The sequence below is a fragment of the Rhodococcus sp. Q genome (assembly GCF_005503035.1).
Taxonomy (GTDB): domain Bacteria; phylum Actinomycetota; class Actinomycetes; order Mycobacteriales; family Mycobacteriaceae; genus Rhodococcus_G.
In genome coordinates, this window is the sequence record NZ_SCOY01000009.1 from 100,212 (window position 1) to 117,333 (window position 17,122).

Here is a 17,122-nt window from a genome sequence, read left to right on the forward strand (position 1 = left end):
CCCCCTGAAAACCGCCCCCCACTGCGTCCAACACATCTAGGAGACTGCCATGTGCGGCATCGTCGGGCTCCACCTGCGTGAGCCCTCCCTCCACCCTCGCCTGGGTGAACTCTTGACCGGAATGCTCGGTGAAATGGTCGACCGCGGACCGGATTCCGCGGGCATGGCGATATACGGCGACCCCACCTTCTCCCCCGCCGGCCACGCGTCGGTGTCCGTACTCGGTGCCGACACCGGCCTGGCGGCCGCCGCGGGCGCCCTCCTCGGAGTGGACGTGACAGCCATCGACCTCCCGCCGACGACCGTGCTGCACGCCCCCGTTCCGGCACACGAACTGACCGCGGTCATCCGGTCCATCGACCCCGGTGCGACCGTCATCGGCCTCGGCGAGGAAGTCACCGTCCTCAAGGGCATGGGCGATCCGCTGGACCTGGCCCGCGGATTCGGCCTGCCCGCAGCCTCCGGCTGGCAGGGAGTCGGGCACACCCGCATGGCCACGGAATCCGCGGTCACTGCCGCCGGCTCGCACCCGTTCGCCGTCGGACCCGACCAGTGCCTGGTGCACAACGGCTCGTTCTCGAACCACCTCTCCGTCAAGCGCGAACTCGAGGCCGAGGGCGTGCAGTTCGACAGCGAGAACGACACCGAGGTCGGTGCCCGTTTCGTCGCCAAGCACCTCGCCGAGGGAGCGGACCTCGAGAAGGCGCTCCGCCTGCTCGGCGAACGCTTCGACGGCTTCTACACCCTGCTGGTCTCCACCGCCGATTCCTTTGCCGTCGTGCGGGACCCGATCGCCTGCAAGCCCGCGATCGTCGCCGAGACCGATGCCTACGTCGCGATGGCGTCGGAGTTCCGCGCCCTGGCCCACCTCCCTGGCATCGCGGACGCGCACCTGTTCGAACCCGAACCGGACCGCGTCTACGTCTGGAACCGCTGACGTCCTGCGCCCGATTGCGCAGGCGCCCTGCGTCCCGTGCAGCCGACCCGACCACCCCTGACCTTCCGGAGCCGACCGTGACACTGACCGACACCCCCACCGTCACCACCACCTACGACCTGGCGGAGATCTCGACGCGTGAGCTCAACGCCGCGCTGCACGCGACCGAGTCTCCCGCCACCGTGCGGGTGGTCAACCCGCAGGGCGCCCATGCACTCGCCTGCGGCCTCGACCGCCCCGTCGACGTCACCATCGAGGGCCACACCGGCTACTACACCGCAGGCATGAACAAGCACGCGACGGTCACCGTCGAGGGCAACGTCGGCGTCGGCGTCGGCGAGAACATGATGTCGGGCACCGTCCGGGTCACGGGCGACGCCTCGCAGTCCGCGGGCGCCACCGCGCACGGCGGACTGCTGGTGGTCGAGGGCAACGCCGCGGCCCGCTGCGGTATCTCGATGAAGGGCGTCGACATCGTGGTCGGCGGCGACATCGGACACATGAGCGCATTCATGGGCCAGGCCGGGCGCCTCGTCGTCCTCGGCAATGCCGGTGAGGCGCTGGGCGATTCCCTGTACGAGGTGCGCATCTACGTGCGGGGCACCGTCGCCTCGCTCGGCGCGGACTGCGTCAAGAAGGACATGCGTCCGGAGCACCTCGACGAACTACGCGAACTGCTGACGGCAGCAGGCCTCGACGCCGACCCGGCCGACTTCACCCGGTACGGCTCCGCCCGAAGTCTCTACCACTTCCACGTCGACAACACGTCCGCGTACTGACCCCGGCGCCCCTACCCGCCACTTCCGCGAACACTTCAGGAGTACACCATGACGACGTTCCAGCCCGGACTGCGCGAGTCGGCCACCTTCGACCGCGGCGTCATCCACGACATCCAGCGTGCCGCCGAGACCGGCATCTACGACATCCGCGGCTGGGGCGCGAAGCGAAAGCTCCCGCACTTCGACGATCTGCTGTTCCTCGGCGCGTCGATGTCCCGCTACCCGCTCGAGGGCTACCGCGAGAAGTGCGACACCGATGTCGTGCTCGGTGACCGGAACGCGAAGTTTCCACTGCACCTGGACATTCCGGTCACCATCGCGGGGATGAGCTTCGGTGCGCTCTCGGGCCGCGCCAAGGAGGCGCTGGGTCGCGGGGCGAGCGAGGTCGGGACATCGACCACCACCGGCGACGGCGGCATGACGCCGGAGGAGCGCGGGCAGTCGAAGAACCTGGTCTACCAGTACCTGCCGTCCCGCTACGGCATGAACCCGGACGACCTGCGCAAGGCCGACGCGATCGAGATCGTCCTCGGCCAGGGCGCGAAGCCGGGTGGCGGCGGAATGCTGTTGGGCCAGAAGATCACCGAGCGGGTCGCCGGGATGCGCACCCTGCCGGTCGGTATCGACCAGCGCAGCGCATGCCGGCACCCGGACTGGACGGGTCCGGACGACCTCGCCATCAAGATCGTCGAGCTGCGGGAGATCACCGGCTGGGAGAAGCCGATCTATGTCAAGGTCGGTGCCACCCGCACTTACTACGACGTCAAGCTCGCGGTGAAGGCAGGCGCCGATGTCGTCGTGGTCGACGGCATGCAGGGCGGCACCGCCGCCACCCAGGACGTGTTCATCGAGCACGTCGGCATCCCGACGCTGGCCGCCATTCCGCAGGCCGTGCAGGCACTGCAGGAGATGGGTATGCACCGCACTCCGGGTGGTGTGCAGCTGATCGTCTCGGGCGGCATCCGGTCCGGCGCGGACGTCGCCAAGGCGATGGCGCTGGGCGCCGACGCCGTGGCGATCGGCACCGCCGCTCTCATCGCGCTCGGCGACAACGACCCGAAGTACCAGTCCGAGTACGAGAAGCTGGGCTCGGCCGCCGGGTTCTACGACGACTTCCAGGACGGCAAGGACCCGGCAGGCATCACCACCCAGGACCCGGAGCTGCAGGCCCGCTTCGATCCGATCGAGGGCGGCCGCCGTCTCGCGAACTACCTGCGGGTGCTCACGATGGAGGCACAGACCATCGCCCGCGCCTGCGGCAAGTCGCACCTGCGCAACCTCGAGCCCCAGGACCTCGTCGCCCTGACCGTCGAGGCGTCCGCGATGGCACGCGTCCCGCTGGCGGGCACCAATTGGATCCCCGGACAGTTCTGAGCTGCAGGCACTCCCGTCGGAAGGACAGTTCATTGACGACCGCATTCGACTCGCTCTGGGCGTCGATCATCGACGTCGGCAAGCACGCGAGCACCGGCGGCTACCGCCGCTTCGCGTGGAGCGACGCCGACCTCACACTCCGCGAGTGGTTCCGTGGCTGCGCCGCCGAGCGTGGCATGGACACCGAGGAGGACCGCAACGGAAACCTGTGGGCGTGGTGGCTTCCGGACGGCTGGGTCGGTGAACCCACCGGCGCGTTCGTCACCGGATCCCACCTCGACTCGGTGCCCGACGGCGGCGCCTTCGACGGCCCGCTGGGTGTCGTCTCGGCGTTCGCCGCCATCGACATCGTGCGGGAGCGGGGCGTCGTCCCGACCGTCCCGATCGCGATCACGGCGTTCTCGGACGAGGAGGGCGCACGATTCGGGGTCGCGTGCGTCGGCAGCCAGCTCACCACCGGCGCGTTGGCACCGGGCAGGGCGTTGGGGTTGCGGGACCGGGACGGAATCACGCTGGCGGAAGCCATGACCCGCGCCGGGCGCCTCCCCGAGCACGTCGGCGCCGACCCGACGCTGGTCGACCGGGTCGGCGTGTACGTCGAACTGCACGTCGAGCAGGGCCGGGCACTCGACCTCGTGGACGCGCCGGTCGCGCTCGCATCGTCGATCTGGCCGCACGGCCGGTGGCAGTTCACGTTCACCGGTGAGGCCAACCACGCGGGTGCGACGCGTCTGGTGGACCGCCGCGACCCGATGCTGGCCTACGCGTCGTCGGTGCACAGCGCACGATCGTGCGCCGCCGACCTCGGTGCCGTCGCGACGTTCGGCAAGCTCGAAGTACTCCCGAACGGCGCCAACGCCATTCCGTCGGAGATCAAGGCGTGGCTGGACGCCCGCGCCGCGGACGAGGAGACGCTCGCCACGCTGGTCGCCGAGATCGAGGCGCAGGCGCGTCGCCACTCGTCCGTCGACGACATCACTCTCGACGTGTTCGCCGAGTCGATCACGCCGATCGTCGAGTTTCCCTCCGGGCCGCGAGAACGCCTGAGGCGCGCCCTCTCCCACCTCGGCGACATTCCGGTCCTGCCCACCCAGGCCGGGCACGACGCGGGCATCCTTGCCGAGAAGGTACCGACCGCAATGCTGTTCGTGCGCAACCCCACCGGAGTCTCACACTCGCCGTACGAGTTCGCCGAGGCGGACGACTGCAACATCGGCGCCGAGGCTCTCGCGGACGTGATGGCGGACTGGACGGCCGGTGCGTGATGGCGACAGTTCGTCTGGTCCGCGCCGTGGACCGTCGTCGTGTCGCATGGCGAAACGGCGCCGGGCTCACGGAGGAGATCGCCGCCTGCCCCGACACCGCTGCGGGAGTATCGCTCTGGCGGATCAGTCTCGCCGATCTGGGTGAATCACCGACCGCGTTCTCCACGTTCGACGGCGTCGACCGGGTCTTCACGGTCGTCGGCGACCACGGCGTCACGCTGGAGTGGGACACGCACTCCGCGACGGTGCCGCCGTGGTGCCCACACTCGTTCGCCGGCGGGCAGGCTCCGCGTTGCATTCCGGCGGGTGCGACCGGCGCACTGAACGTCATGGTGGACGCCGCGGCCGCGGACGCCGCGGTCACGCCCGTCGACCTCGCCGTCGGCCCGATCGTCACCAGACCCGCCGAGGTGACGGCACTGTTCGTCCATTCGGGCACCGCGACCACCGAGGTCGACCAGGCCGAACCGGGCGACTGCCTCGTCGTCAGTCACGGCGAGATCCCGCTGCGCGGCGACGCGCGGGGTCTGCTCGTTCGCATCCGCCTCCACCCCTGAATCTCCCGACCACCGTCAAATCGAAGGATCCCACGTGACGCAGACAACCAAGTTCCTGATCGTCGGCGGCGGCCTCGAAGGCTTGGCCATCGCCTACTCGCTCGCTGACCGAGGCGAGTCCGACGTGCTGGTGCTCGAGCGCGACACGTTGTGCTCCGGCATGACCGGCAAGTCCAGCGGCGTCGTGCGCTGCCACTACGGGACGCCGTCCCTGGCGGCGATGTCCTGGTACGGCGTCGACATCTTCACCCGCGCGACCGAGATCTTCGGCGACGATATGGCATTCCGGCAGTGCGGTTACGTGGTCGGCGTCGGTGAGAACAACGTCAAGCCACTCGAGGCGAACATCGAGATGATGCAGGGACTCGGCATTGCGACCGAATTCATCGACCACGACACCATGGCCGAACTGTGGCCGGGCATGCACCTCGACGACTTCGCGCTGTTCGCGTACGAGCCGCTCGGCGGTCGCGGTGAGGCGTACATGACGGGCATGGCGTTCGCGGCCACCGCCCGGAAGATGGGCGTCACTATCAAGCAGTCCACGCCGGTCGCCTCGCTGCTGCAGAACGCGGCCGGACGCGTGTACGGCGCCGTCCTCGCCGACGGTTCCGAGGTGCACGCCGAGCACGTCATCGTCGCCGCCGGGCCCTGGACGCCGGCGCTGACCGCGGGCGTCGGTGTCGACGTGGACGTGAAGGCCCAACGCGCGCAGCTGGTCCTCGTCGATCAGGGCGTCCCCACGCCGGAGGTCCCGGTCCTGTCCGACCTCGCGGGCCTGCAGTACATCTGCCGGGAACCGAACGGCGAACTGCTGGTGGGGAATTCGGATCACCAGGCACCGGAGTACATCGATCCGGACAACTACAGCAACCGCGCCGACGCCAGCACCATCGAGAAGAACATCATGAAGCTGGGCAACCGCCTGCCGGACATGCCCGATCCGCGCATCACCAGCACCTACGTCGGTGCGTACGACGTGACGCCGGACTACAACCCGATCATCGGCCCGGCACCCGTCGACGGCCTGTTCCTCGCGACGGGCTTCTCCGGGCACGGGTTCAAGATCTCTCCCGCCGTCGGCAAGCTCGTCGCCGATATGCTCCTCGACAACGGCAAGACCACGCTGCCGAATGTGGATCCGCACGATTTCCGATACTCCCGCTTCGCGGAGGGTGACCTGCTGCTGAGCCTGAACCCCTACGAGGGCGCTGGCGAGATGCGCTAGGCGCCTCCGCCGCCCGTGAGTCCTTCTGGTCGTCTCCTGGCGGGCCAAAAGGACTCACGGGTGCGAAGCGCCTGTAGGTTTGGACGCGAACCCGGATTCCCTACGGAAGGAACGGTCATGGCTCGCGTCGTCGTCATCGGTGGGCACGGGAAGGTCGCCCTTCACCTCGAACGGATCCTGAGCGGGCGCGGCGACGAGGTGACCGCACTGATCCGCAACCCCGGGCACGCCACGGACATCGAGGCCGCGGGCGCCACTCCAGTCGTCGCGGACGTCGAGAACATGACCACCGATCAGATCGCGGACGTCCTGCGCGGCCACGACGCGGTCGTGTGGTCCGCGGGTGCAGGCGGCGGCGACCCCGCCCGCACCTACGCCGTCGACCGCGACGCCGCGATCCGTTCGATGGACGCCGCCGCGGCCGCCGGGGTGCGCCGGTACGTGATGGTCTCGTACCTCGGCGCCCGCACGGACCACGGTGTCCCTCAGGACAACTCGTTCTTCGCCTACGCCGAAGCGAAGGCCGCCGCGGACGAGTACCTGCGCGGCACCGACCTGGACTGGACGGTCCTCGGACCCGGGACGCTCACCCTGGAGCCGGGCACCGGGCACATCGAGGTGAGCCCGACTCCGGCTGCCACGTCGGTGTCACGCGAGGACGTCGCCGCGGTGGTCGCCGCTGCCCTCGCCGACCCGACCACCGTCGGCCGCACCATCGGGTTCAACAGCGGACGCACACCGATCACGGAAGCGCTCACTCGGCGCTGACGGGCACGAATTCCGGCTGGTCGAGGACGCGCAACCAGCTACCGTCGGGCTGACGCCGGACGACCTGGGCGCGGGCGCCCGCACCGTCTCGCGGCGGCGTGGACGTCAGGGCGAGGTCGCCGCTGATCAGCGTCGGCAGCGGCTCCTCTGGCACGAAGTGCGGACGGCCTGCCAGGACGGCCGCCCACAACTCCTGGATCGCGGCGCGGCCGACGGTCCGGCTGCCGGGAGGGTAGGCCATCACAGCGTCTTCCGCGTACAGCGCAGCGACGCCGGCCGCGTCCCCCGCATTGGACCGTTCGACGAACAGCCGAGTGATGTCCTCGGGGTGCATGGCCTTCTCGTACATGACGTTCTCCTGTCGTCGCGTTCGGTGTGGTTTCCAGCGTCGTCACCCTGTGACGAGAAGTCCAACAGATAGTTCTGATCAGTTCTAGAATCATTAGTTATGGAACTGAGGCAGCTCGAGTACTTCGTCGCGGTCGCCGAGGAACGAAACTTCACCCGCGCCGCCGAGCGGGTGCACATCAGCCAGTCCGGAGTCAGCGCTCAGATCCGTTCGCTCGAACGTGAACTCGGTGCCGAACTGTTCGACCGCTCCGCCCGCACCGCGACCCTGACCGTCGCAGGCAAGGCCGCGCTCGAACACGCCCGTGCCGCACTGGCCTCGGCCGAGGCACTCACGCAAGCGGTCGGCGAGGTCACCGATCTGATCCGCGGGGAACTGACCATCGGAATGGTCGTCGGATGCACGGTCACCCCACTGTTCGACGCACTCGCGGGATTCCATCGTGCGCATCCCGGCGTGGAACTCACACTCATCGAGGACAACTCGGACCGCCTGCTCGACTCCGTCCGCGACGGCAGCGTCGACCTTGCACTGGTCGGTACGGCGGCGACTCCCACGGACCTCGAATCGATCACCGTCGTCAGTGAGCCTCTGGTCGTCGTGTCGCCCGCGGATCACCCTCTGACCCGACTACACCGGGTCACCCTGCGGGACGTGTGCGCCGACACGGTCGTGTGCATGCCGCCGGGAACGGGCCTGCGCACCGTCTTCGACAACGCTTGTACCGCAGCGGGTCTCACCCCACGGATCGCACTGCAAGCCGGGGCTTCCGACGCCATCGCCGACCTCGCCGCGCGCGGACTGGGGGTGGCGATCCTCAGCGAGTCGATGGTCGCCGCCTATCCCGATCTGGTCGCCCGCAGGATCGACGACGCGCCCGCGCCCGCACTGCTGGCCCTGGCGTGGAAGGACGCGGTCCGCCCGGCGGTCCGCGAACTCGTCGCACACAGTCGCCGCGCCTTCGCGTCCCATTGACACGACCCGCCTCCCCATTGCTAAATAGAGACAGATCTGTCTCGATAGGGGTTCAAGGGAGGCGAGTGCAGGATGATCGAACACACCATTTCGGCGACCGATGCGATCGGGATCGTGGAACAGTTGGCGCAGGCGAAGAGCCGGCAGGACACGTCGGCGGCGATGGCGGTCTACCACCCGGAGGCCGTGCTCGAATCGCCGCCGCTGAGGACGAGGCACGTGGGGCCCGAGGTCGAGCACGCCGTCGCGGGGTGGTTCGTGTTCGCGCCCGACTACGCCGTCCGCGTGGACGGTCACGGACTGCACGGTGAGACGTTGTGCTGCTGGGGCGAAATCTCGTTCACCCCGGCGTTCACATGGACCGGGGTCGCGCTGAACGGCGTGCGGGCAACGGTGCCCGTCTTCATGCTGTTCCGATTCGAGGACGGCCGTGTGAGTTACGAGAGCTTCCACTTCGATGTCGCCGGGGTCGCGCGTCAGTGCGGCGTCGAGGCGTCCGACCTGGTGCGGGCGTCATGATCGTCGGTGGTCGTCGGCCCAGCAGTGCCACGATGCGCGCCGCGCTGCATCGTGAGTGGGGCGCGGCACTCGAGATCGCCGAGGTTCCCCGGCCCGAACCCGCGGCGGGCGAGGTACGCATCGCGGTCCGGGCGACGAGCGTGAATCCGATCGACATCTACACCGGGTTCAACGCAGGCTATGAGCAGTCCATGCTGTTGCCGTACATCCCCGGCTGGGATGTCGCGGGCGTCGTGGACGCGGTCGGCTACGGCGTTACCCGCCATGCCGTCGGCGATCGACTCTTCGGTCTTGCGTGGTTCCCGCATCCCGCCGGAACCTACGCGGAGTACACGACGGTCCCCGCGCATCATCTGGCAGCAATGCCCACCTCGCAGTCGTTCACCGAAGCCGCATGCCTTCCGATGGCGGCGCTCACCGCCTGGCAGATGCTCGACGCCGTCGGTGTGGGCGCCGGGCATCGCGTTCTCGTCAGCGGCGCCTCCGGCGGGGTCGGGCATCTCGCCGTCCAACTGGCGGTCGCACGGGGCGCCACCGTCACCGCTCTGGCACGGCCCGCCAATCACGCGGCCCTGTACGAGCTGGGCGCACACTCGTGCGTCGACTACACCGATACCGCCGCGATCGCGGCGATCGGGACGGTCGACGGCGCGATCGACCTGGTCGGCGGCGAATTCGGTGCCTCGCTGTTCGACCTGGTCGCAGCCGGGGGCACGATTGCGCTGGCGACGGCATGGTCGATTCCGAAATACGATGTGGCCGCGGCCGAGTGCGGGATCCGGGCGGTTTCATACCTGGTCGAACCGGATGCCGAGGCATTGCGGGCGATCACCGACCTGATCGACGCGGGACACCTCCAGGTGATTGTCGGCGCCGAGTTCGATCTGTCACGCGCGCCCGAGGCCCAGCGATGGGTGCAGGAGCGCCGCGGATTCGGCAAGGCTGCGATAGTGATGGGCAGTCGATAAGGGAGGGCGCACGACATGTCCAAGCAGGTGCGAGGGCAGGCCCTACGCGAGAAGTTGGTCGACATCGCAGCGGACCTCTTCTACACCAACGGTGTTCGTGCCGTCGGGGTGGACGAGGTCGTGCGCCAGGCCGGGGTGGCGAAGGCGAGTCTCTATCGGTGGTTCCCGCACAAGGACGACCTCGTTCTCGCCGTGCTGCAGCGGCGCGACGACCTCTTCTGGGCACAGTGGGAGGCCACCGCCCGGCAACACCCCGACCCGCGCGAGCAGCTCGACGCCCAGCTGGCCTGGATCGAGGATCTCGCGACCCTTCGCGGGTATCGAGGCTGCGCATTCGTCAACACCGCAGCGGAATTCGACGGCGACGAGTCGCCCGACATCAGGAATCGCTGCCTCGCGCACGAGGACGAACTCCGGCGCCGGCTGCGGGAGTCGACCGGTCGACTCGGAGTTTCCGACAGCGATCGGCTGGCCGATCGGCTGCACCTGGTGATCGTGGGCGCGTTGGCGACCGGCGGCCTTTATCCGACGAGTGGGCCCGCAGCCGAACTGCGCTCCCTTGCCGCCGACCTCGTCGCCGCAGCGGAGGCCGCCGACCACTGACCGGGCTGCTCAGGCGAGGCGTTCGAGCAGCCGCACAGTCACCTCGTCGCCCACCTGCTTGCCGATCGCGTCGCGCACCGACGCCTTGACCGGCAACTTGTGGGTGCCGTTGCCGAGCGCCATGAACGAGCTCTCGAATGGATGTCCATCGACGGTTCCGCGCACCTTGACCAGGCCGCGGGTGCCGAAGTACTCGACGGACTCCGGCCACACCAGGTACGTCCAGCCGCCTTTCGCGGGGCTCTTGACCAGGGTGGCGACGAATTCTCTCTCCAGTGCAGTGCCCATGACACGCCTCCTCGCGTGAGTGTCCCACCACAGGGTGGACGCCGCGAGTGCCGGGAACTCATCGCGCGCCGCGTCCACTGTCGAGAAACCCGTCGCTATCCTGGGTGAATGCCGCGCCCGAACCGCCCCGTGCACCACGACACCGCGCCGCGCGAAGTTCCGACGGACACCCCGACCGGTGTGGATCTGGAGCGGGTGATCGCCGCGCAGGTGCGCAAGCTCCGCCTGGCCAGCGGACTGTCGGTCGGCGACATGGCCACGAAGATCGGCATCTCGAAGGCCATGCTGTCGAAGATCGAGAACGCGCAGACCTCGTGCAGCCTCTCGACGCTGGCGCGGCTCGCCGCCGGCCTCGACGTCCCCGTGACGTCCCTGTTCCGCGGGGCGGACTCGGCGCGGGACGCCGTCTTCACCTCCGCCGGGCAGGGCGCCGAGATCGTCGGCCGCGGCACCCGTGTCGGCCACCACTACGAGATGCTCGGCGCGCTGCGTGGGCAGCACAAGCGCCTCGAACCGGTGCTGGTGACGCTGACGAACGCCAGCGAGGTGTTTCCGCTCTTTCAGCATCCGGGTACCGAACTGCTGTACATGCTCGAGGGGGAGATGGTCTACGGGCACGGCGAGAGCGAGTACCGGCTCAAGCCGGGCGACGCCCTGCTCCTCGACGGCGAGGGGCTGCACGGCCCGAACGAGTTGGTGGAGTTGCCGATTCGCTTCCTCGCGATCACCGCCTACCCGGACAACCACCAGGGCTGAACCCTCAGACGATGACCCGGCAGTAGACGCGCTCGCCGCGATGCACGGCCCCCGCTGACAGCTCGACGAACGCGGAGAGAACGGGAACCGGCTCCTCCGAGGGTCCGCCCTCCTCGTCGATCGCCCAGACACGCGCAGCGGCGGCGACAGCGTCGGCATCCAGCTCCGCGAGCGCGTCACGCAACTCGTCGGTGACGGTGAGCACCAGGGTGTCCCCGTCGTCGCTCATGGCGACGAGAGACCCGTGGCGCGCGCCCGACGCCACCTCTTCGTACGGGCGAGCGGTGAGCGCGGCCTCGAGCCTTCCGAGCGCGACGACCGGCTCGACGCCCTTCAGCTGCAGGACCGGGGTCCCGCTCGCCGCCACCTGAATCCGCGGTCGGGGGGCCACGTCCGGGGAGGCGCCGCACGGGTCCTCGTTCGCATCGATCGTGTCGGGATCCAGGTCGACCAGATCGTCGAGTGCGGCGGTGGCGTGCCGATCCGAGGGCGCGGTGAAGTAGTCGAGGATGGCGGACATGGCGAGATCGTCGCATACACCTACGACGACGCCCCGTGGTCGTTCCGTCAGTCGCAACTATCCGAGATATTGATACTCACAATTTTCCTACCGCGTGGTCAGTTCTTCGTGTTACTCTTCGTTTCGCATACTTTCCATCGTCGCGAGAAAGCGAATTCATCTCTGCGTCACTGCGTTTCGCCTTCTCCGGCGCGTCCTGCCATCACCGGTCGCACAAGGAGCTCACCTTGAATCGAAAGACGATCACCCGCGGCATCTGCGCCGCCGCGTCCATCACCGCCGCCGCGGCGCTGGCACTCCCCGGCGTGGCCTCCGCCGCGGAAGCCGCCGTGCCTGCGCCCACCATCACGGCGAGTGCCGACGGCGACGTCATCAACATGACGGTCACCCAGAAGAGCGTCGGCCAGAACGCCCTCTGCCTGCCGATCGTCCTCGACGCGCAGGACGCACTGCCGCTCGCGGCGACACCCACGGACCAGTGGCCCGGCTTCATGGACCTCCTCGGCAAGGTCTACTACATCGGGAACCCGACCACGGACGCCGCACCCAAGTCGACCAGCAGCACCGGCCCGGTCGAGGGCGGCGTCAACACCGGCCTGCTCAAGCCGATCACGCCCGGCGCATATGCCGTGGTCGGCGCATGCTTCGACGCCACCAGCCAGGACGAGGTCCTGTCCTACGACTACACGGTCGTCTTCTCTCCCGGAGGATTCGGCAGCGTCGACCAGGCACTCGACCTCGGGAGCAGCACCCTCACGATGGACGGCGGAAGCAGCGTCGTCGCCGACCTGCTCACGAGCGGCACCGGCAGCAGCATCCTCTTCTCCAACAGCTGAGCCTTCATCCGCCCCGGCGACACGCCGTCTCTACACGGTGCGCCGCCGGGGCGGCTGCAACTGTCTCGAGGCCGCGCCGGTGTAGTGCGAATACCCCTGCGGTGGTGACGAGTACAGCCCCTCGGGTCAGCTACGACGCAGGCCTAGGTGACCCGCCGACGCCGTGCGTCCACACGCCGACAGCAGGACTTGTGGGCGCGGCGGGAGCGTTACCCGTCTCCGCGCGCCTCCCGCCAAGCGGCGCTCTGCCGATCGGCGATGTCGACGAGCCGGTCAAGACCGAAGTTGACGTCCAGCAGATGGGTGTCGAACAGGGGAAGTTCGTTGACGGCCTGCGGGACGACCATCTCGACCCGGTAGCGGTGGAAGCCGTTCGTGTCGGTGCATCGCCCGATTCCGCGCCCAGGGCCCGTGGTCCAGGTCGACGCCGACGTCGGCAACCCCTGAGGGAGTGTCGTGTAGTCCATCAGCAGCGAGATGATGCCGAACGAGTAAGGGGCGCTCGGTACGGTCGCGCCGACGGGCTCCGCGTTGCCGCTCAGCACGGCCGGATCCGTACAGGCCACCTGATAGTCGGGCCCGGTTGGCAGGCCGGCCACACTGCTGAGAACATCGAGTGAGCTGTTCCCGAACAGGGACGGAAGCCCGATCAATTCGGTGGAATAGGCAGTCACACAGCCATATTCATCAGGCTGAGTACACAGTGGAACCGACGCGAAATCGCCGCCGGTGGTACTCCCACGCGCGGTCGTGACGTTGCCCCCCATGAGGAACGCCCCCACCAACCGCTCGCGCAGTTCGGGATCCGGGTCGACGTGCTCTCGAATCAGCTTGCGGAGCATCATCGTGCCCTGCGAGTGCCCGATGAAGACCACCCCGCGTCCGTTGTTGTCGTTGGCGAGATAGTCGTCCCACGCGGCGAGGACGTCGCCGTAGCCGACGTCGAGCGGACCATCCACCCCGGCGATCACAGGGGGCAGCCCCACCAGCGGCACCTGTCGATACACAGGTGCGAACACCCGGCAGGTGTCGGCGAATCGCGCCGCCTGGAACCGCGCGATCGACTCGACCTCCGGGGACGCGACGGGGTCCGCGTTGAGGGACACCTGATTGCTGACCGTCGGATAGACGTAGAAGCAGTCGACGGGCTTGTCGGCCTCGGCGAGGCGTGGACGGGCCGCCGTCGTCTCGCCGGTGAACAGGTCGGTGGTGTCGGACGGCAGGTCGCACGGATCGGAGACGAGATCCGGACTGCACAGCCAGCGGGTCGTCTCGCCAGGCCCCGCCGCCGCGATTCCCGGCGCCCCGGCACCGACGATCATTGCCGCCGCCACGGCGAAGAGAGCGGCGATCCGGGTCCGCTGCCGCGTTCCTCCGCACACACTCCCCACATTGCGTCTGCGAACCGTCACAGTGCCTCCCCAATCAGTTGCGCACGCCGTCCCGACCCCTCGAAAGGCACACACTACAAATAATCGGCACTGCTGACTATCTATTCTTTTGATAAATTCTTCGCCTGAGCGATCTGCACGAGAGAAGGCGATGTGAGCGAACCGCTTGTTCCGGATTCAATTGCGGTGCACCCTGGGTGCGTGCTGCTCAGGCTCGGGCAGGTCGCCTTCCGGCTGACCGAGCGCCGTCTGTCGGAGCTCGGTCTGCGCACTCGTCACTACACCTTGCTGAAGATCCTCGAGGCCGAGGGCCCGCTGTCCCAGCTTCAGCTCAGCACCCGTTCGCGGATCGACGCCACCACAATCGTGTCCGCCGTCGACGACCTCGAAGGCGCCGGACTCGCCACCCGAACGCGGGACGAGACCGACCGCCGACGGTGGTTGGTGGCTCTGACCGAGGCGGGCCGGTCGACCACCGATCGTGCCGACGCGCTGATCGAGCAATTGGGAACCGAGATGTTCGCCGACCTCGAGCCCGGTCAGAGCCGTGAACTCGGAACACTCCTCGGAATGCTCAACAGCGGCACAGCGCTCGCGAAGCTGGCCGACGACCCGACCCGGTGAGCCCACCGATCGTGTTCCCGCTCAGTGCATGCCCCGCAGCCGCTGCGTCAACCGGTGCGCCTGCCGCAGCAGCAGTTCGCCGAGTTCACCGCGCCGCTCGGGCGGGAAGCGGGACTCGACCCCCGTCAGGCTGAGTGCCCACGCGGGTTGGTCGGCGGAGTCGAACACGGCGGCGCCCATCCCCCAGCTGCCTTCGACGAGCAGTCCGGGGTTGAGGCAGTAGCCCGTCAGCCGGGTCGCGTCGATGCGGTCGCGGATGCCCGCAATGCTGTGCTCGGCTCCCCAGTGCTCGGTGAGCTCTCGCCTGCCGAGGTAGTCGTCGATCTCGCGGTCCGGCAGGTGCGACAGGATCACCAACCCGGCGGACGCGACACCGAGCGGGAGCCGCAGTCCGACGTGCAGGACGTGGGAGCGCAGCGGAAAGCTGCCCTCCTCGCTTGCGATACACACCGTCTCGTCGCCGCGGCGCGCGGACAGGAACGCACTCTCGCCGGTGTCACGGGCCAACTCGCGCAGTACGTCGCGGGCCGCGTCGGAGATGTCGTACCTCGTCGAGGCCTGCGCACCGAGCAGGTACAGCTCCGGGCCGAGCGACCAGCGCCCCGTCTTGTTGTCACGGTCGACGAGGCCTTCCTCGGCCAGGGACGCCAGCAGCCGGTGGGCGGTGGGCCGGGCCAGTCCGGTGGCGCGCGCCAGGTCCGACGTCGAGGCTCCGGCCGGCTCGGCGGCAGACACGGCCCGCAGCAGGGCACCCACCCGGCGGATCACCTGAGGTTTGGCGTCGGTCTCCATGCGCCCGATCATACGTCCATCCAGTGAACACTTGGGCGTCCACTTTTCATCATCCGAACAGAATCCGCTCGAAGGTCCGTCGCCCTTGAACCTTGATTACCTGCTCGTTTAACTGGTCCGCAGAGACAATCCGCGGTGTCCGTTCGATGGACATGGCAGGGAGGAAGGAATCGGATGGGAACGACCGTGTTCGCCACACCGACCGAGGCCGTCGCCGACATCGGCACCGGCGCCTCGATCGCAGTCGGAGGCTTCGGCCTGTGCGGAATCCCCGACGCCCTGATCGCCGCGCTCGCCGCGTCCGGCGTCGGCAACCTGGAGGTGTACTCCAACAACTGCGGCGTGGACGACCACGGCCTCGGAATCCTGCTCGGCGCCAAGCAGATCAGCCGTGTCACCGCCTCGTACGTCGGCGAGAACAAGGAGTTCGCGCGGCAGTACCTCTCCGGTGAGCTCGAGGTCGAGCTGACGCCGCAGGGCACCCTCGCCGAGCGACTCCGAGCGGGCGGCGCGGGCATCCCCGCGTTCTTCACCCCCGCCGGTGTCGGCACCCGGGTCGCCGACGGCGGACTCCCGTGGCGCTACCACGCCGACGGGTCCGTCGCACTCGCGTCGCCGCCGAAGGAGACCCGCGAGTTCGGCGACAAGCGATACGTGATGGAGCTCGGCATCAACGCCGACTTCGCCCTCGTCCACGCCGTCCGCGGCGACACCGCGGGCAACCTGGTCTTCGACAAGACCGCCCTGAACTTCAACCCCCTCGCGGCGATGGCGGGCAAGATCACCATCGCGCAGGTGGAGGAACTGGTTCCGGCCGGCGAGCTCGATCCGGCCCAGGTGCACCTTCCGGGCGTGTTCGTCCAGCGGATCGTTCACACCGGACCCCAGAACAAGCGCATCGAGAAGCGCACCGTCACAGCTACCCAGGGAGTGTCGGCATGACCGGTTGGACCCGCGACCAGATGGCGGCCCGCGCGGCCGCGGAAATGATCGACGGCGAGTACGTCAACCTCGGCATCGGCCTGCCGACGCTGATCCCCGGCTACCTCACCGACGACGTGAAGGTGACGCTGCACTCGGAGAACGGCATCCTCGGCACCGGCCCCTACCCCACCGAGGACGCCGTGGACGCCGACCTCATCAACGCGGGCAAGGAGACCGTCACCGTCAATCCCGGTGCAGCGTACTTCGATTCGGCGCTGTCGTTCGGCATGATCCGCGGCGGCCACATCGACACCGCCGTCCTCGGCGGCATGCAGGTCTCCGCCACCGGCGATCTCGCCAACTGGATGGTGCCGGGCAAGATGGTCAAGGGCATGGGCGGCGCGATGGACCTCGTGCACGGCGCCAACCGCGTCATCGTGGTCATGGAGCACAACGACCGGGACGGCGGCGCGAAGATCGTCGAGTCCTGCAGCCTCCCGCTGACCGGTCAGGGCGTCGTGAACCGGATCATCACCAACCTCGCGGTGATCGACGTCGTCGGTGACGGCACCCTCGCACTCGTCGAGCTGGCGCCCGGCGTGACGGTCGACGACGTCGTCGCCGCAACCGGCGCCCCGCTCGACGTCCGACTCCCCGAACTCGTCTGAA

The 17,122-nt window shown here is 68.6% G+C and carries 21 protein-coding genes; 16 read left to right on the plus strand and 5 right to left on the minus strand.

Features of this window, described 5'->3' with window-relative positions; genetic code table 11:
* The first annotated feature begins 49 nt into the window (after positions 1-49).
* The 7 genes from FFS72_RS12115 (at position 50) to FFS72_RS12145 (ending at position 6,908) form a co-directional block, all read left to right on the plus strand.
* The gene (locus FFS72_RS12115) at positions 50-937 is read left to right on the plus strand and encodes a class II glutamine amidotransferase domain-containing protein (RefSeq protein WP_137874168.1); all 888 of its coding nucleotides are present in this window, start codon (positions 50-52) and stop codon (positions 935-937) included.
* Positions 938-1,020: 83 nt separating this feature from the next.
* Positions 1,021-1,716, plus strand: coding sequence for a GltB/FmdC/FwdC-like GXGXG domain-containing protein (locus tag FFS72_RS12120; protein ID WP_137874228.1), 696 nt, complete (start codon positions 1,021-1,023; stop codon positions 1,714-1,716).
* A 48-nt stretch (positions 1,717-1,764) separates the two neighbouring features.
* Positions 1,765-3,090, plus strand: a complete 1,326-nt coding sequence (locus FFS72_RS12125) for an FMN-binding glutamate synthase family protein (RefSeq protein WP_137874169.1) — start codon at positions 1,765-1,767, stop codon at positions 3,088-3,090.
* A gap of 32 nt (positions 3,091-3,122) precedes the next feature.
* On the plus strand, positions 3,123-4,355 hold the full coding sequence (locus FFS72_RS12130; protein ID WP_137874170.1) for an allantoate amidohydrolase: 1,233 nt from the start codon (positions 3,123-3,125) through the stop codon (positions 4,353-4,355).
* Positions 4,355-4,912, plus strand: coding sequence for a HutD/Ves family protein (locus FFS72_RS12135; protein ID WP_137874171.1), 558 nt, complete (start codon positions 4,355-4,357; stop codon positions 4,910-4,912). The genes FFS72_RS12130 and FFS72_RS12135 overlap by 1 nt, the downstream gene beginning before the upstream one ends.
* A 34-nt stretch (positions 4,913-4,946) precedes the next feature.
* Positions 4,947-6,140, plus strand: coding sequence for an NAD(P)/FAD-dependent oxidoreductase (locus FFS72_RS12140; RefSeq protein WP_137874172.1), 1,194 nt, complete (start codon positions 4,947-4,949; stop codon positions 6,138-6,140).
* Between the two features lie 117 nt (positions 6,141-6,257).
* Positions 6,258-6,908, plus strand: a complete 651-nt coding sequence (locus FFS72_RS12145; protein ID WP_137874173.1) for an SDR family oxidoreductase — start codon at positions 6,258-6,260, stop codon at positions 6,906-6,908.
* Here the strand turns inward: FFS72_RS12145 and FFS72_RS12150 are convergent.
* Entirely contained in the window at positions 6,895-7,257 is a 363-nt protein-coding gene (locus FFS72_RS12150; RefSeq protein ID WP_137874174.1) for a YybH family protein, read from the minus strand. The genes FFS72_RS12145 and FFS72_RS12150 overlap by 14 nt on opposite strands.
* Positions 7,258-7,356: 99 nt before the next feature.
* Here FFS72_RS12150 and FFS72_RS12155 point away from each other — a divergent pair, with 99 nt between their 5' ends.
* The 4 genes from FFS72_RS12155 (at position 7,357) to FFS72_RS12170 (ending at position 10,322) form a co-directional block, all read left to right on the plus strand.
* Complete coding sequence (locus tag FFS72_RS12155; RefSeq protein ID WP_137874175.1) at positions 7,357-8,232, plus strand: LysR family transcriptional regulator; 876 nt, start codon at positions 7,357-7,359, stop codon at positions 8,230-8,232.
* 72 nt (positions 8,233-8,304) lie between these two features.
* Positions 8,305-8,751 carry a nuclear transport factor 2 family protein gene (locus FFS72_RS12160; protein ID WP_137874176.1) on the plus strand — a complete coding sequence of 149 codons (447 nt, stop codon included), beginning with the start codon at positions 8,305-8,307 and terminating at the stop codon, positions 8,749-8,751.
* Positions 8,748-9,719, plus strand: a complete 972-nt coding sequence (locus FFS72_RS12165; protein WP_137874177.1) for an NADP-dependent oxidoreductase — start codon at positions 8,748-8,750, stop codon at positions 9,717-9,719. The genes FFS72_RS12160 and FFS72_RS12165 overlap by 4 nt, the downstream gene beginning before the upstream one ends.
* A 15-nt stretch (positions 9,720-9,734) precedes the next feature.
* A complete protein-coding gene (locus tag FFS72_RS12170) occupies positions 9,735-10,322 on the plus strand; it encodes a TetR/AcrR family transcriptional regulator (RefSeq protein WP_137874178.1) in 588 nt (195 codons plus the stop codon).
* Positions 10,323-10,331: 9 nt separating this feature from the next.
* On the opposite strand, the gene FFS72_RS12175 is transcribed toward FFS72_RS12170, so the two are convergent.
* Positions 10,332-10,610: a DUF1905 domain-containing protein gene (locus tag FFS72_RS12175; protein WP_137874179.1), complete on the minus strand. Its 279-nt coding sequence runs from the start codon at positions 10,608-10,610 to the stop codon at positions 10,332-10,334.
* A gap of 108 nt (positions 10,611-10,718) precedes the next feature.
* Between FFS72_RS12175 and FFS72_RS12180 the strand changes: the two genes are divergently transcribed.
* Complete coding sequence (locus tag FFS72_RS12180) at positions 10,719-11,366, plus strand: helix-turn-helix domain-containing protein (protein WP_137874180.1); 648 nt, start codon at positions 10,719-10,721, stop codon at positions 11,364-11,366.
* A 4-nt stretch (positions 11,367-11,370) separates the two neighbouring features.
* Here FFS72_RS12180 and FFS72_RS12185 read toward each other — a convergent pair whose 3' ends face one another.
* Positions 11,371-11,886 carry a hypothetical protein gene (locus FFS72_RS12185; RefSeq protein WP_137874181.1) on the minus strand — a complete coding sequence of 172 codons (516 nt, stop codon included), beginning with the start codon at positions 11,884-11,886 and terminating at the stop codon, positions 11,371-11,373.
* 227 nt (positions 11,887-12,113) lie between these two features.
* Between FFS72_RS12185 and FFS72_RS12190 the strand changes: the two genes are divergently transcribed.
* Positions 12,114-12,722 (plus strand): hypothetical protein, encoded by a 609-nt coding sequence (locus tag FFS72_RS12190; RefSeq protein ID WP_137874182.1) that lies wholly within the window; start codon positions 12,114-12,116, stop codon positions 12,720-12,722.
* Between the two features lie 209 nt (positions 12,723-12,931).
* Here FFS72_RS12190 and FFS72_RS12195 read toward each other — a convergent pair whose 3' ends face one another.
* A complete protein-coding gene (locus FFS72_RS12195) occupies positions 12,932-14,044 on the minus strand; it encodes a DUF3089 domain-containing protein (RefSeq protein ID WP_137874229.1) in 1,113 nt (370 codons plus the stop codon).
* Positions 14,045-14,314: 270 nt separating this feature from the next.
* On the opposite strand from FFS72_RS12195, the gene FFS72_RS12200 reads away from it, so the two are divergent.
* Complete coding sequence (locus tag FFS72_RS12200) at positions 14,315-14,737, plus strand: MarR family winged helix-turn-helix transcriptional regulator (RefSeq protein WP_171018647.1); 423 nt, start codon at positions 14,315-14,317, stop codon at positions 14,735-14,737.
* A gap of 21 nt (positions 14,738-14,758) precedes the next feature.
* Here FFS72_RS12200 and FFS72_RS12205 read toward each other — a convergent pair whose 3' ends face one another.
* Complete coding sequence (locus tag FFS72_RS12205) at positions 14,759-15,529, minus strand: IclR family transcriptional regulator (RefSeq protein WP_137874184.1); 771 nt, start codon at positions 15,527-15,529, stop codon at positions 14,759-14,761.
* 174 nt (positions 15,530-15,703) lie between these two features.
* On the opposite strand from FFS72_RS12205, the gene FFS72_RS12210 reads away from it, so the two are divergent.
* Complete coding sequence (locus tag FFS72_RS12210) at positions 15,704-16,471, plus strand: CoA transferase subunit A (protein WP_137874185.1); 768 nt, start codon at positions 15,704-15,706, stop codon at positions 16,469-16,471.
* On the plus strand, positions 16,468-17,121 hold the full coding sequence (locus tag FFS72_RS12215; protein ID WP_171018648.1) for a 3-oxoacid CoA-transferase subunit B: 654 nt from the start codon (positions 16,468-16,470) through the stop codon (positions 17,119-17,121). Before FFS72_RS12210 ends, FFS72_RS12215 begins: the two co-directional genes overlap by 4 nt.
* The last annotated feature ends 1 nt before the right edge of the window (position 17,122 follow it).